This window comes from Streptomyces sp. NPDC088197 (assembly GCF_044741185.1).
In the GTDB taxonomy this organism is placed as follows: Bacteria; Actinomycetota; Actinomycetes; order Streptomycetales; family Streptomycetaceae; genus Actinacidiphila.
This window is the reverse complement of the sequence record NZ_JBIUSD010000003.1, coordinates 679,809-695,107: the sequence shown is the minus strand read 5'-3', so window position 1 is coordinate 695,107 and position 15,299 is coordinate 679,809. Positions and strand designations below refer to the sequence as shown.

Sequence of the window (15,299 nt, the reverse complement as noted above, 5' to 3'; positions counted from 1 at the left end):
ACCCCCCACACGCGTCAACGCCCTGTTCGGTTCCCGGGTGACCGGGAACCGAACAGGGCGGTGTGAGGCGTTACGCGTAGTGGGCCCGCAGTGCCGCGTGGGACCGCGCCGGGGCCGCCAGGTGGTCCAGACCCAGCAGGGCCGCGCCGAGCACCGGCGGCGCCGTCACGACGTGCGGCCGGGCCTTGGGGGCACGGGCGGTGAGCCGTTCGGTCAGGGCGTCCATGAGATACGGATTCCTGGCCGCCATGACCCCGCCGCCCAGCACCACGTCGGCCTCCTCGTCCAGCAGGTCGAGTCTGGCCAGCGCCACCGTGGCCAGGGCCACGATCTCGTCGGCCTGCTGGTCGAGTATCGAGCGGGCGACCGCGTCCCCCGCGTCGGAGGTCGCGAACAGCACGGGCGTCAGCTCGTACTTGCGGGCCGCCGGAATCGTTTCCAGGTGCAGCGCCTCGATCAGCGCGTACATCGTGGGCAGTCCGAAGTGCGCGGGCAGTGTGGCCGCCAGCGCCGTCGGTCCGCCCCGGCCGTCCTCGGCGCGGGCGGCGTGGAACAGGGCCTCCTCGGCAAGACCCGAACCGCCGCCCCAGTCCCCGGAGATCTTGCCGATCGCCGGGAAACGGGCCGTCCTGCCGTCCGGCAGCATGCCCACGCAGTTGATGCCCGCGCCGCACACCACCGCCACCCCGCGGGGCGCGTCCACGCCCGCCCGCAGGATCGCGAAGGTGTCGTTGGCGACGCGCGTCGACCTCGCCCAGCCGCGCCCGTGCACCGCCGCTTCGAGCTGCTGCTCCTCGACCGGCAGGTCCGCGTTGGCCAGACAGGCCGAGGTGTGCTCCACCAGAGGCGTCCCCGTATCGGCGCTGTCGGAACCGTCCGCGGCACGCCGCAGGCCCGCGTCGGCCGCCGCGCGCTCCACGATGCGCGCGAGGGCGTCGACGGCTGCCCCGACGCCGACGACCGGCGGCTGGAAGCCGCCGCCGCGGGCGGCGCCGAGCACCGTTCCGTCGGCGGCGACCAGCGCCACGTCGGTCTTGCTGTTGCCCGCGTCGATGGCGAGGACGCCACCGGGGACGAGCGGTTCCCGGCTCACGCCCACGCCAAGTGCTCCCGGTTGTGCGCGACGAGACTGTCGGTGAGCGCCTCGGCGTACTCGTACTGGCCGATCAGCGGGTGCGACAGCAGCGCCTTGAACACCCGGTCCCGGCCGCCGCGCAGCGCGGCCTCGAGCGCCAGGTCCTCGTACGCCGTGACATTGGCGATCAGGCCCGCGTACAGCGGGTCGAGCGGCGCGACCGGCAGCGGCTTCGTGCCGTTCCCGTCGACCACCGCGGGCACCTCGATGACGGCGTCGTCGGCGAGGAACGGCAGCGTGCCGTTGTTGTACGTGTTCACCACCTGGACGTCGCCGGTGTTGCGCAGCAGCGAGGACGCCAGCGCCACCGCGGCCTCCGAGTAGAAGGCGCCGCCGCGCTTGGCCAGCAGCTCCGGCTTCTCGTCCAGCGCCGGGTCGCCGTACATCTCCAGCAACTGCTTCTCCATCGCGGCCACTTGGGAGGCCCGCGACGGCGTGGTCCGCAGTTCGCGCACCACCTCGTCGTGCGCGTAGTAGTAACGCAGGTAGTACGAGGGGACGACGCCGAGCCGGTCCACGATCTCGCGCGGCAGGTGCAGGTCGGCGGCGATCGTGTCGCCGTGCTCCGCGAGCAGCTTGGGCAGCATGTCCTCGCCCTGCGGCCCGCCCAGGCGCACCCCGCGCTCCCACGTCAGGTGGTTGAGCCCGACGTGGTCCAGATGCACCTGCTCCGGCGAGACGTCCAGCAGCCTGGCGAATTTGCGCTGGAAGCCGATCGCCACATTGCACAGCCCGACGGCCTTGTGCCCGGCCTGGAGCAGCGCCCGGGTCACGATGCCGACCGGGTTGGTGAAGTCGATGATCCACGCCTGCGGCGCGACCCTGCGCACCCGCTCGGCGATGTCGAGGACCACCGGGACCGTGCGCAGCGCCTTGGCGAGACCGCCCGCGCCGGTGGTCTCCTGGCCGACGCAGCCGCATTCGAGCGGCCACGTCTCGTCCTGGTTGCGCGCGGCCTGCCCGCCGATCCTGAGCTGGAGCAGCACGGCGTCCGCGCCGGCCACCCCCGACTCCAGGTCGGCGGTGGTGGTGATGGTGCCCGGATGGCCCTGCTTGGCGAAGATCCGCCGGGCGAGCCCGCCGACCAACTCCAGGCGGTCCGCGGCCGGGTCGACCAGCACCAGTTCCTCGATCGGCAGAGTGTCGCGCAACCGCGCGAATCCGTCGATGAGTTCGGGGGTGTACGTGGACCCGCCGCCCACGACTGCCAGTTTCATCCCTTGACTCCCGTCAGGGTCACGCCTTCGATGAAGGCCTTTTGCGCGAAGAAGAAGACCACGATCACCGGGGCCATCACGAGAACGGTGGCCGCCATGGTCAGATTCCAGTTGGTGTGGTGTGCGCCCTTGAAGGACTCCAGTCCGTAGCTGAGCGTCCAGGCCCCGGGGTTGGAGCTGGCGTAGATCTGCGGCCCGAAGTAGTCGTTCCAGCAGTAGAAGAACTGGAAGAGCGCCACCGCGGCCAGGGCCGGCCTGATCATCGGGACGATGACGGTGAGCAGCGTGCGCAGCTCACCGCAGCCGTCGACCTTGGCGGCCTCGGTGTACTCCTTGGGGATCGTCAGCAGGAACTGCCGCAGCAGGAAGATGGTGAACGCGTCACCGAAGGCCATCGGGATGATCAGCGGCCACAGGCTGCCGTCCATCCCCAACTGCTTGGTCCAGAACAGGTACATCGGGATGATGACCACCTGCGGCGGCAGCATCATCGTCGAGATCACCAGGACCATGACCAGATTACGGCCGCGGAAGCGGAACTTGGCGAGCGCGTACGCCACCGGCAGGGACGACACCACGGTCAGCACGGTGCCGCCGACCGCGTACACCAGCGTGTTGCGCCACCAGGTCAGGAAGCCCGGGGTGTCCCACACCGTGCGGAAGTTGGACCACTGCCAGTGGTCGGGCCACAGGTCGCGGGTGAGCGCCTGGTTGTCGCTCATCACCGCGGTGAGGAAGACGAAGACGAAGGGCAGCACGAAGAAGGCCGCCGCCGCGATGCCGAGCGAGTGCACGGCGATCCAGTGCAGGGTCTCCTTGCGGCGCGCCTTGCGCCGGGCGCGGAGGTCGGGGCCGCGGCCCGCGGCGGGGTCGCGGACGGCGCCGCCGGGCGCGATGGTCGCTTGGGTCATGATCAGTCCTCCGCCGACAGGAAGCCGTTGCGGCGGCGCAGCAGCAGCGCCGTGAACGCCATCGAGAGCACGAACAGCACGAGGGCGATGACGCACGCCGAGCCGTAGTCGAAGCGCTGGAAGCCGCGTTCGTAGACCAGTTGCGGCAGGGTGAGGGTCGACTTGTCGGGGTAGCCGGGCTCCACCTGCTGGCCGGAGTTGCCGATCACCCCGCTCGCGACCTTCCCCGCGACCAGCGGCTGTGTGTAGTACTGCATGGTCTGGATGACACCGGTGACCACCGCGAACATCACGATCGGCGAGATGTTCGGCAGCGTCACGAACCGGAAGCGGTGCCAGGGGCCCGCGCCGTCCAGCTCCGCCGCCTCGTACTGCTCCTTGGGCACGTCGAGCAGCGCGGCCATGAAGATCACCATCAGGTCGCCGATGCCCCACACGGCCAGCATGGTCAGCGCGGGCTTGGACCAGTGCGGATCGGTGAACCAGCCCGGGGTGGGCAGACCGAAGTCGCCCAGCAGGTGGTTGACCGGTCCCGTACCGGGGTTGAGCAGGAAGACGAACGCCATCGTCGCGGCGACCGGCGGGGCCAGGTACGGCAGGTAGAACGCCGTACGGAAGAAGCCCGCGCCCGTCTTGATCTTCGTGATGAGCAGGCCGATGCCGAGTCCGAACAGCACCCGCAGCGTCACCATCACGACGACCAGCCACAGCGTGTTGCGCAGCGCGGGCCAGAAGAACGGGTAGTCCGAGAAGACGTACGACCAGTTCTTGCCGCCCACCCAGGTCGGCGCGTTGATGCCGTTGTACTTCATGAACGAGAAGTAGACGGTGGAGACCAGCGGGTACACGAAGAAGACGCTGAACCCGATGATCCAGGGGGACAGGAAGGCCAGGGTGCGCAGCGCCGACTTGCGGCGCTTGGCCTTCAGCAGGGGATGGAGGGCGGCGGTCATCACTTGGCCTGCGCGATGTCCTTGTCGACCTGCGCGTCGACACCCTGGAGACCCTGCTCAAGGTCCTTGGACTTGCCGGACTCGTAGGCGTAACCGAAGTCCTGGAGCGTGAGCTGGTACGCGCCGCCGTTGATGCTCGGCGGGGTGGTGGTGCTGTTCGGGTTCTGCGCGATGTCGATGAAGGTCTTGAAGCCGGGGTCGGCGTCGAGCTTCGGCGACTTCAGCGCGGCCAGCGTGGAGGGCACGTTGTGGATCGCGTTGGCGAAGGAGACGACCGCGTCGGTGTCGGTGGTCATGAACTTCACCAGCTCCCAGGCCGCGTTCTTCTTCGTGCTGGTGTTGGCGATGCCGATGATCGTGCCGGACAGGTAGCCCTTGCCGTACGTGCTCGCCTGGTCGTCGGGGACCGGGAAGGGCGCCACGCCGAGGTCGTTCATCCCGGCGTCCTTGGCCATGCCCAGCCGCCACTCGCCGTCCATGCCCATCGCGACCTGGCCGGTCAGCAGCGGGTTCTTCGCGCCGAATTCGTCACCGAAGGTGTTGCGGTACTTCTCCAGCTTGCCGAAGCCGCCCAGCGACTTGACCATGTCCTGCTGCCAGCCGAACATCTTCGCGAACCCGGGGTCCTTGGCCACCTGGGACTTGCCGCTCGCGTCGAAGTACTTCACACCCCACTGCGCGGCCAGGTGCGTGGTGGTGGACTCGTAGCCGTGGAAGTTCGGCATGAAGCCGAGCTGGCTGTACGAGTCGCCCTTGGACTTCGTCAGCTTGATCGCGTCGGCCTTGAACTCGCTCATGGTCTTGGGCGGCGCGCTGATCCCGGCGGCGGCGAACGCCTTCTTGTTGTAGTACAGCCCGTACGCGTCACCGAGCAGCGGCAGCGTGCAGCGGGTTCCGTTGAACTGGGTGTACTCCAGCATCGGCTTGGGGAAGGTGGCGGCCGGGTCGATCTTCGACTTCGTCAGGAACGGGCCGAGGTCGGCCATCGAGCCGGAGGAGCAGAACTGGCCGACGTTGTCGGTGGTGAAGGAGGAGACGACGTCGGGGGCCTTCGAACCGCCCGCGCGCAGCGCCTGGTTGATCTTGTCGTCGGTGATGTTGCCCTGCACCTTGACGTGGATGTTGGGGTGGGCCTTCTCGAACCGGGCGACGTTGTCGTTGATGGCCTTCAGCTCGTTGGGCGCGGTCCAGCCGTGCCAGAACGTGATGGAGACGTCCTTGCTGGCGTCGTCGTCGGCCGAGCCGGAACTCTGGCCGGTACATGCGCTCGCGAGCAGCGATATCGCGGCGGTGGCCGCTACGGCGGCGGCTGCCTTCGTCAGACGGGACACTGCGCTTCCTCCGGGGGATCTTCGGGCCTTGCGGGCCTTTCAAGTACTGCTTTCAAGGACTGGTCGAGGGTGTGCTGAGGGCCTGTTGAGGGCCTGTTGAGGGTGTGCTGAGGGTGTGCGGGACCACCGGAGCGGCGGGGTGTGCCGGTCCGCTGGATCTGCGGGTACGCGGGTTCTGGGCTCTGGTGGTTCTGGCTGTGGCGGTTCTGGCTCGGGCGGTTCGGGGTGGCGGGGTCCGTTGTCGGGGCGGGGTCAGCGCGAGGTGTCGAACACCTCGTCGCGGGTGGTGGCGAGCGCGCTCTCCAGCGCCCCGCTCAGTACGGGGTGGTCCTGGACCGTGCCGAGCACCAGATGCGGCCGGGGTACGGCCAGTTCGGTGAGTTCGGCCTGGACCAGGGCGCGCAGCGGTTCGCCGCCCGCCACGGTCACATCGCCCGACAGCACGATCATCGCCGGGTCGAGCACGGCGACCAGCGAGGCCAGACCGATGGCGGTGCCGGTGGCGAACCGGGCGAGCAGTTCGCCGTACGGGCCGCTGTCGGCGCCGGTCTCCTCGCTCGCGGTGTGCCGCAGCGCGGCCTCGGCGAGCAGTTCGGCGGCGGCGTCCTGCTGGGTGCCGGCCGGGACGTCGATGCCGAGTTCCCTGGCCAGCCGCAACACGGCGTTGCAGCCCGCGAGTTCCTGGAAGCCGCCGTTGTTGGCCTTGGTGACGTTGCGGACCAGCGGGGTGCCGGGCACCGGCAGGAAGCCGACCTCGCCCGCGCCGCCGGTCCAGCCGCGGTGCAGCCGGCCGCCGATGACGATGGCGGCGCCGATGCCCTCCTCGTTCCACAGCAGCACGAAGTCGTCGTGCTCGCGGGCGGCGCCGATCCGCTGTTCGGCGACGGCGGCGAGATTGACGTCGTTGTCGTACTCCAGCGGCATCGGCAGCGCGGCGGCCAGCTCGTCCAGCAGCGCGGGCGCGTGCCAGCCGGGCAGGTGGCTGGCGTAGCGCAGCCGTCCGGTGCTGGGGTCGAAGGCGCCGGGCGTGCCTATGACGATCCGGTGCAGGTCGGAGCGGTTCAGCCCGGCGGCCTTGGCCGCGCCGTCCACGGCCTGCACGACCTGCTCCACCGCGTTGCCCGCGGTGCGGCGGCGCGGGGTGAGCAGCTTGAAGGTGCCGACGGTACGGCCGGTGATGTCGGCGACCGCGGCCCTGATCCGCTCGGAGTTGACATCGAGTCCCGCCACGTACGCGGCGGCCGGATTGACCGAGTAGAGCTGGGCGTTGGGGCCGGGGCGGCCCGCCGTGGTGCCGGTGGCCTGGACCAGCCCCGCCGCCTCCAGGCGCGCCAGCAGCTGCGACGCGGTGGGCTTGGACAGTCCGGTCAGCTTGCCGATCCGGGTACGGGAGAGCGTGCCGTGCTCCAGCAGGAGGTCGAGTGCGGCGCGGTCGTTCATGGCGCGCAGTACGCGCGGCGTTCCAGGGGTGCCAGCCATGCGCGCCATCCTCCCTCAGTTCACTGTTAGGAAAGTTTCCTATTGGCAAAACGAAAGGTAGGCCCGCCATTGGCGGAGCGTCAAGGGGGGTCGACGGCAGGACGGCCAAGTCGTTATGAACGAAGCCCCCGGCGCCATCAGGGTGCCAGGGGCTTCGGCAAAGCGACAGGTGCCGGGGGTCAGCGCTCGCCGGAGGCGGGCGGCGGCACGGGCGCCGCGGGGCGCGCGTCCTCCACGGCGGTCTGCCGCCGCATCTCGGCCACCTCCGACGCGCCCTCGGGCACCGTCGCCTCGGTGACCTCCACCGTCGGCGTACCGCCGGAGATCACGATGCCCGCCTCGTCGAACGCCCGCTTGATCCGCCAGCGCAGCTCACGGGCGACATCGGTGGCCCGCCCCGGCATCGTCTTGGCGTGCGTCTGGATCACCACGAAGTCCGTGCCGACCGACTCCAGGCCGAGGACCCGTACGGGCTCCCAGAGCATCTCGTCCCAGGGGTCCTCCTTGCCCATGTCCTCGCCGGTGGCCGCAATCACCTGGCGCGCCCGCTCCAGGTCCTCGCCCGCGCCGACCTGCACGTCCACCACGGCCGTCGCCCAGCCCTGGCTGAGGTTGCCGATCCGCTTGACCTCGCCGTTGCGCACATACCAGATCTCGCCGTTGTCACCGCGCAGCTTGGTGACCCGCAGGCCCACCTCTATGACGGTGCCGCTGGCCACCCCCGCGTCGATCACGTCGCCGACGCCGTACTGGTCCTCCAGGATCATGAAGACGCCGGACAGGAAGTCCGTCACCAGATTGCGCGCGCCGAAGCCGATCGCGACCCCGGCGACCCCGGCGCTGGCCAGCAGCGGCGCCAGATTGATCTTGAGCACCGACAGCACGGTCAGCGCGGCCGTGCCCAGGATCAGGAAGGACGCCACACTGCGCAGCACCGAGCCGATCGCCTCGCTGCGCTGCTTGCGCCGCTCCGCGTTGACCAGCAGGCCGCCCAGGGCGGTGGAGGCCGCGGCCTCCGCGCCCCGGTTCATCCGGTCGATGAGTCTGCTGATCGTCCGCCGCACCACCGAGCGCAGCACGATCGCGATGGCGACGATCAACAAAATGCGCAGCCCCGCGCTCAGCCAGCTCGCCCAGTTCTCCTGTATCCAGCCGCCGGCCCGGTAGACCGACGAATCACGGTCTCCGGCGGCGAGCGGGAACAGGCGGGACGGTACGGCGGCGGCGGTGGACGTCGCGGTGGGCACTGCGGAACCTCCGGTGGGAAACAAGCCTCCACACTAACGGGACGACCGATGCCGTCTCGTTGCCGTGCGGGAGGAGGGGCAGGCCACGATCGTGGGGATGAACACAGGTGTGCTGCAAAACACCCTCGGTCCGTTACCCGGGCATGGTGGCGCCATGGGCCGCCTTCCGGAGAGACTTAGGCCAGATCGTCCCGGCGCGAGCCACGCGCCGCCGGCGTTAAAGGAGGCATCCGTGCCGCATGTCCTGGTCCTGAACGCGTCGTACGAGCCGCTCGGCGTCGTACCGCTCCGCCGTGCGCTTGTCCTCGTGCTCAACAACAAGGCCGTCTGCCTCGAGGAATCCGGCGCCTATCTGCACAGTGAGACACAGGCGCTGCCCGCGCCCAGTGTCGTGAAGCTCACCAAATTCGTGCGAGTCCCCTTTCGGGGCACCGTGCCGCTGACCCGTAGGGCGCTGTTCGCCCGCGACGGCGGCAAGTGCGCGTATTGCGGAGCCGCCGCCACCAGCGTCGACCACGTCATTCCGCGCAGCCGGGGCGGCCAGCACGCCTGGGAGAACGTGGTGGCCGCGTGCAGACGCTGCAATCACGTGAAGGCCGACCGCCATGTGGCGGAACTCGGCTGGCGGCTGCGTCATCAACCCGCCCCGCCGTCCGGGCTCGCCTGGCGGATCATCGGGACCGGACATAGGGACCCGCGCTGGTTGCCATACCTGCAACCGTTCGGCGCGGACGACGCCCTGGCCCGGATCGACGGCATATCAGCCTGAGATCCGGGCTTTCGTGCGTCTCGGGCGCTGTACGGCAACCGGGAGCACGTCCGGCGCGGCGCGGCGGTCCATGACGGGCCGGGGGTGCCACGCAGTGACCGAAACGGGTCACTGCGTGGCACCCCGTCACCGTGATCAGTCCGCCACCGCGTACGCCTCGACGCCGAACAGCGAGTAGCCGAATTTGGTCGCCCGGCGCTCGCCCTGCACCCGCACGTACCGGGTGCCCTCCTGCGCGTCGAGCCACACCGTCTCGGTCCCGCCGCCGCCGTCGGTCACCGTGGCCGCCGTGTGCCAGGTCACTCCATCGGCGGAGGTCCGCACCTGATATCCGGCCGCGTACGCGTCCTGCCAGTGCAGGACGACCCTGCCGACCCGGGCCGGGGCCGCCAGCTCCACCTGCACCCAGGCGTGGTCGTCCACCGGCGAGGACCAGCGGGTCTCCGGGTCGCCGTCGGCCACCGCGGAGGCCGGGAAGTCCGGGGTCTCGTCACCCGAGGACGTCGCCGCGCCGCCGCGCAGCAGATCGGGCCCCGCGGTCCGCACCCGCGCCCGTACGGTGATCCGCCGCTCCACGGTGCGGCCCGCCACGGTGATCCGCACCGGCAGGCTGTACGTGCCGGGCGCCGTACCCGCGGGCACCGACACGCTCAGCGGCACCGCTCCCGCCGCGCCGCGCCGCAGCGGGACCGACGCGGGCGCGGTCGCCGTCGCCCCGCCCTTCAGTGCGGCCACCGAGACCGCCGCCTTCTCGTCGCGCGGCAGCCCCGAGGCCACCGACGCCGTCACCGGGACGGCGGAGCCGCCGATCTCGGCGTCCACCTCCGGCTGGTCGAACGTGACCCGCGGCGCCCCGGCGAACCACGGCACCACCTCGTGCACCCCGGCGCCGTCCGACAGCCGTACCGCGTCGGCGACGACCCCCGCGGGCAGCTCCGTCCAGTCCCCGGTCAGGCTGCCGATCCGCTGCCAGCCGCCGCCCGGGGTGTGCACCTCCACGGCCGCGGGCGCCTTGGTCACCCGGCCGGTGGCCGTGCGGGTGGGCGGGCCCGTGTCCCGTACGGCGACCGGATGCGGGCCGAAGGGGGAACCCGCCATCGGCCCCGGCGTCGGATCGGCCGCGGCGGCGGGGGCGCCCGACCCCGTACGCGCACCGGACGCGGCGATCGTCACGCTGTCCAGCAGCCGCGCGCCGCCGAAGTCCACCGTCAGCGCACCCGCGTCGGAATCCGCGGCGGTCGAGGTGGAGAGGTCGCCGTCCACCACGGCCGACGCGTCGTCGGGACCGCTGGCCGTCGGAGCCACCTCGCCGCTCACCGACACGGTGAACTCCCGCACCGTCACCGCCCCCGACTGCCCGTCGCTCGCGCGCAGCCGCACCTGGCGAGCGCGGGTGCCCGCGGGGAGCGTCGCCGAGATCACCGCCTGGTCGTGGTACTCGCCGACCCGGTGCCAGCCGGTGCCGTCGTCCGCGGACAGTTCGAGGACCGCGTCGTGCAGGAAGTCGTCGGAGCCGCTGCCGTCGCCCATCGCGATCCGCACCGAGCCGACCTGCTTGGCCGTCCCGAGATCGACCCCGAAGGAGTCGTCGGGCTGCGGGGGAGCGTTGCTCGACCACGCCGTGGAATTCTTGCCGTCCACCATCGCCGACGGGTCGGTGCCGCGCCCCGAGGCGAGCGTGGCCGTCGCGGTCCTGCCGTCCGCGCGCAGCCCCGACCAGGCGTCGCCGTCGTCGACCGCCCGCGACAGGAAGCCGTCGAGCACGTCCTCGCCGACCTTCGCCGTGCCCTGCGTCAGCGCCGCCCGGCCGCGGTCCAGCGACTGCCGGGCCTTCCAGGCCGCCGCGCCGTCGCCCGCCGCCTGCGCCACCAGCATGTCGACCGCGTGCCCGCCCGCCGTCCCGTACGCCGACAGCCGGTCCAGCCACGGCCGCACCTCGGCGCCGAAGGTGCCGTCGGCGAGCCCGCGCAGGGCGTGCGGCGCGCCGCTCATCACGGTGAAGGCCGACCGCAGCCGGGCCGCCGCCGCCGTCAGCCGGGCCCGGTCGCCGGAGTCCAGCGCGGCCCAGAACTCCTTGGTCAGCGGGCGCAGATACGCCGACTCGTCGCCGCCGAGCGCCGACGACGCCTCGTTCCCCGCCAGCGCGCGCAGCGCCGCACGGGCCGCCTGATCCGGCCCCGCCAGGTCGTCGATCGCCGCCTGCCAGGAGGCCGCCGGGTCGTAACCGCGCGGATTCCAGGCGAAGTCCGCCGCCGTGAACAGCGGGATACGGGACGCGGCGGGCTGCTGCATCGCGCTCGCCAGCACCCCCGCCGAGACCGTCGCCACCGCGGGCTGACGGCCGGTGTACGGGCCGAGGAAGAGCCTGCCCGGCGCGAAGTCGTTCACCGGGTAGTTGTCCACCGTCACCAGCGGGTGCTTCAACGCGGCGGCTGCGTCCGCCACTTGGGTGCCGGTGATCCGCGCGGGCAGCACCCCGACACCGGTCCAGGCGACCGTCACGTCCGGGCTCAGCGCCTTCGCCAGCGCCGTGCGGTACGGGGTCGTGCCGTCCTGGTAGTACTCCGTGGGCAGCAGCGACAGATCGGCGCTGCCGTAGCGCCGCGCCAGATACGCGGCCACCACGTTGGCGACCTTCGCCTGGGCGCGCGCCGCCGCGTCGGGCCCCGAGCCGAACTCCCGCGCGTCCGCGCCGCAGTGCCACTCGCTGTAGCTCACGTCCTGGAACTGCAATTGGAACGCCCGCACGCCCAGCGCCCACATCGCGTCCAGCTTCCGCTCCAGCGCCCGCTGGTCGGACTTCGACGAGAAGCACATCGCCTGTCCGGGGGCCACCGCCCACGCCAGCGTCACATGGTCCCGCGTCGCCCGCTCCGCCAGCGCCCTGAAGTCCGCGCGCCGGGCCGCCGGATAGGGGTCGCGCCACTGCGCCTGCCGGTACGGGTCGTCGCCCGGCGCGTACAGATAGCGGTTCTGCTTGGTCCTGGCCAGGAAGTCCAGTTGCGACAGCCGCTGGTACTGCGTCCACGGCACGCCGTAGTACCCCTCGGTCACCCCGCGCACCGCCGCCGTCGGCCAGTCGCGTACGACCACGCCCGCGAAGCCGCGCTCGCCGCCGCTGTCGCCGGTGACGAGCTGACGCAGCGTCTGCGCCGCGTGGAACAGGCCGTCCTCGCCCGCTCCGGCCAGCGCCACCGTGCCGCCGTCCACCGCGAGCCGGTAGCCGCCGGACGCCAAGTCGTCCTGCTCGGGGGCCTTGAGCGCGGTCAGCCGGGGCTGCGCCGCGTCGCCCGCGTAGACGGTCAGCCCGGACCCCGGCGTGTCCGACCTGCGGATCTCCTGGGCGCCCGCGCCGCGCAGCGCGTCCTCGATCACATCGAGCGCGTACGGGTCGGCGTCCGTGCCCGCGACCAGCGTCACCGTCCTCGTCACGCGCGCGAACTGCCCCTGCGCGCGCAGACTCTGAGGGCGCGGCCACACCGCCGGGGGCCGCGGGGAGGCCGCGGTGTCCGTCCTGGTCCCGGCGGGCGGTGTGCTCGGCGGCGCGGGAGCGGCGGTCGCGGCGGGCGACTGGGCCAGCCAGCCGCCGATGAACGTGGCCGCGATGGCTGCGGCGGAACTCCTCCGGAGGGCCTGCACGGTTCCTCCTTGCGGAGTGCTGCACCGACGACGGACGTCGAGCCCATCACTCCTCGCGGTGCGGTGTCAATGTGGCTGGAGTTTCCTCCGCTTTGCCGCCGGATTCCGTCCGCCTCCCGGTCGCCTCGCCGCCGCCTTCCGCCGCCTTCCGCCGCAGGCAGGGGGCGGGAGGGCCACGGGCGGCCCTTTCGGCGCGTCGCGGACGGGCCGCGGGCCGCCTTCCGGAACTCCCCTCGAACGAGCGGCGCGGCGCGCCTCCGGGTACAGCGCGCGGCGTCGGGGTAGGGGTCAGTGCGGCTCCCGGGACAAACCCGTGCGAGCGAGGACGCGTGACCGACCGATCAACCCCTTGACTGACGAATGCGGAGGCCCGATGGACCGGGTGCGGCTTGCCGGGCTCTATGGCGTGGACGTGACGTACCGGCCGGCACCCGGGCGGGAGGTCCCGGTGCCGGAGGAGACGGTCGTCGCCGTCCTCGCGGCGCTCGGCGTGGACGCCTCGACGCCCAGCGCGGTCAAGTCCGCCCTCACGGCGTACGAGACGCGCCGGGCCAACCGGCTGCTCCCGCCGTGCACGGTGCTCAGATCGGGCCGCGGCACACTCGCGCAGGCGCTGCGCGCACTGCCCGAGGACACCCGGCTCACCGTCGAGACCGAGACGGGCGAGGCGCTGGACCCCGCCGTGACGCCCCCGCCGGGGCGGTACGCGCTGCGCGCGGCCACCGCCGACGGACGTACCTCCAGAGGCGACCTGATCGTGGCGCCCGAGCGGCTGGCGGGCCCGACGGGACGCGCCTTCGGCTTCATGGCGCAGCTCTACTCCACGCTCTCGCAGCGCTCCTGGGGCATGGGCGACCTCGGTGACCTCGCCGACCTCGCCGCCTGGTCGGGACGGACGCTGGGCGCCGGATTCGTCCAGATCAACCCGCTGCACGCGGCCGTCCCCGGCCCGCCCACCGACCCCTCCCCGTACCGCCCGTCCTCCCGCCGCTTCCCCGACCCGGTGTACCTGCGGATCGAGGAGGTGCCGGAGTACGCGTACCTGTCCGGCGAGGCCAGGGAGAAGGCCGACGCGCTGTCCCGCAGGGCCGCCGCGCTGCGCGACACCGTGCTGCTCAAGGACGCGCTGATCGACCGGGACGCGGTCTGGGCGCTGAAGGCCGAGGCCCTGGAGCTGCTGCGCGAGGTGCCGCTGAGCCCCGGCCGCCGCGCCGCCTACGTCGACTTCCTCGCCGAGCAGGGCCAGGCACTCGACGACCACGCCACCTGGTCCACCCTGGCCGAACTGCACGGCGCCGACTGGCACAAGTGGCCCGCGGGGCTGCGCGACCCGCGCTCGCCGCAGGTCGCGCGGGCCCGCAGCGAGCACATGGACCGGGTCGACTTCCACTGCTGGCTGAGCTGGCTGACCGACGCCCAACTCGGCGCCGCGCAGCGGTCCGCGCGGGACGCGGGCATGACCATCGGCGTCGTGCACGACCTGGCCGTGGGCGTGCACCCCGCCGGTTCCGACGCCTGGTCCATGCAGCACGTCCTGGCCACGGGCATGTCGGTGGGCGCACCGCCCGACGCCTTCAACTCCCGCGGCCAGGACTGGGGTCTGCCGCCCTGGCGCCCCGACGCGCTGGCCGCGACCGGCTACGCGCCGTACCGCGACCTCATCGCGCGGATGCTGCGGCACGCGGGCGGCCTGCGGATCGACCACGTCATGGGGCTGTTCCGGCTCTGGTGGGTGCCGGAGGGCCGCCCGCCGACCGAGGGCGCCTACGTCCGCTACGACGCGGAGGCGATGCTCGGCCTGCTGGCCCTGGAGGCGCACCGCGCGGGCGCGGTGGTGATCGGCGAGGACCTGGGCACCGTCGAGCCCGGCGTACGCGAGGAGTTGGCGGGCCGCGGCATCCTCGGCACCTCGGTGATGTGGTTCGAACGCGATTACGAGGGGACCGGGCCCGAGGGCGGCGACGGCCGTCCGCTGCTGCCCGAGGCGTGGCGCGAGTCGTGCCTGGCGACCGTCACCACCCACGACCTGCCCAGCACGGCGGCCCGGCTCACCGGCGAACACGTCGAGCTGCGGCACCGGCTCGGGCTGCTGACCCGCCCGCTCGCGGAGGCGGAGGCGGCCGACGCCGCCGAGGTCGCGGAGTGGCTGGCGCTGCTCGGCCGGCTCGGGCTGCTGCCGGAGGGCGCGGTCGACGAGGAGGCGGTGGTGAAGGCCGTTCACCGCTTCCTGGCGCGTACGCCCGCGAGCATGGTCGGCATCTGGCTGCCGGACACGGTCGGCGACCGCCGCCCGCAGAATCTGCCCGGCACCTGGGACCAGTACCCGAACTGGCGGCTGCCCGTCGCCGACGCCGACGGCACCCCGCTCACCCTGGACCGGATCGCCGTCTCGCCGCGGCTGTACGCGCTCGTGGACGACGTACGGCAGGCGATGGCGGAGGCGGGGGACACGGCGGTCGCGGCGGCGGCCGGGAGCGCGGCGACCGCCGGGACCGGGGCCGGGGCGGCCGTCGCGGCCGGAGCCGGTGCGGCCGACGAGGCCGGGAGCGGGCCGGCCGTCGTGGCCGGGGCCGGGGCGGCGGAACACCCGGAAGGCCCGGAACACCCGTAAGGACACC

General features: G+C 72.4%; 10 protein-coding genes. 2 read left to right on the top strand and 8 right to left on the bottom strand.

Annotation, left to right across the window (positions count from 1 at the left end; translation table 11 throughout):
- Positions 1-70: 70 nt before the first annotated feature.
- The 7 genes from ACIOC1_RS11460 to ACIOC1_RS11430 form a co-directional block, all read right to left on the bottom strand.
- The gene (locus ACIOC1_RS11460; RefSeq protein WP_391160402.1) at positions 71-1,099 is read right to left on the bottom strand and encodes a BadF/BadG/BcrA/BcrD ATPase family protein; all 1,029 of its coding nucleotides are present in this window, start codon (positions 1,097-1,099) and stop codon (positions 71-73) included.
- Positions 1,090-2,352 (bottom strand): 6-phospho-beta-glucosidase, encoded by a 1,263-nt coding sequence (locus tag ACIOC1_RS11455; protein WP_355337165.1) that lies wholly within the window; start codon positions 2,350-2,352, stop codon positions 1,090-1,092. The genes ACIOC1_RS11460 and ACIOC1_RS11455 overlap by 10 nt, the downstream gene beginning before the upstream one ends.
- Entirely contained in the window at positions 2,349-3,263 is a 915-nt protein-coding gene (locus tag ACIOC1_RS11450) for an ABC transporter permease subunit (protein ID WP_391160398.1), read from the bottom strand. The genes ACIOC1_RS11455 and ACIOC1_RS11450 overlap by 4 nt, the downstream gene beginning before the upstream one ends.
- 2 nt (positions 3,264-3,265) lie before the next feature.
- Complete coding sequence (locus tag ACIOC1_RS11445; RefSeq protein WP_355337169.1) at positions 3,266-4,216, bottom strand: sugar ABC transporter permease; 951 nt, start codon at positions 4,214-4,216, stop codon at positions 3,266-3,268.
- Positions 4,216-5,547, bottom strand: coding sequence for an extracellular solute-binding protein (locus ACIOC1_RS11440; RefSeq protein WP_391160396.1), 1,332 nt, complete (start codon positions 5,545-5,547; stop codon positions 4,216-4,218). Before ACIOC1_RS11440 ends, ACIOC1_RS11445 begins: the two co-directional genes overlap by 1 nt.
- Before the next feature lie 252 nt (positions 5,548-5,799).
- Positions 5,800-7,035 (bottom strand): ROK family transcriptional regulator, encoded by a 1,236-nt coding sequence (locus ACIOC1_RS11435; RefSeq protein WP_401853449.1) that lies wholly within the window; start codon positions 7,033-7,035, stop codon positions 5,800-5,802.
- Positions 7,036-7,205: 170 nt separating this feature from the next.
- The gene (locus ACIOC1_RS11430) at positions 7,206-8,273 is read right to left on the bottom strand and encodes a mechanosensitive ion channel domain-containing protein (RefSeq protein WP_391046747.1); all 1,068 of its coding nucleotides are present in this window, start codon (positions 8,271-8,273) and stop codon (positions 7,206-7,208) included.
- A gap of 232 nt (positions 8,274-8,505) precedes the next feature.
- Between ACIOC1_RS11430 and ACIOC1_RS11425 the strand changes: the two genes are divergently transcribed.
- Positions 8,506-9,042: an HNH endonuclease gene (locus ACIOC1_RS11425; protein ID WP_075016193.1), complete on the top strand. Its 537-nt coding sequence runs from the start codon at positions 8,506-8,508 to the stop codon at positions 9,040-9,042.
- Positions 9,043-9,177: 135 nt separating this feature from the next.
- Here ACIOC1_RS11425 and ACIOC1_RS11420 read toward each other — a convergent pair whose 3' ends face one another.
- A complete protein-coding gene (locus tag ACIOC1_RS11420; protein WP_401853445.1) occupies positions 9,178-12,681 on the bottom strand; it encodes a beta-N-acetylglucosaminidase domain-containing protein in 3,504 nt (1,167 codons plus the stop codon).
- Between the two features lie 373 nt (positions 12,682-13,054).
- Here ACIOC1_RS11420 and malQ point away from each other — a divergent pair, with 373 nt between their 5' ends.
- Positions 13,055-15,292: a 4-alpha-glucanotransferase gene (gene malQ / locus ACIOC1_RS11415; protein ID WP_401853443.1), complete on the top strand. Its 2,238-nt coding sequence runs from the start codon at positions 13,055-13,057 to the stop codon at positions 15,290-15,292.
- The last annotated feature ends 7 nt before the right edge of the window (positions 15,293-15,299 follow it).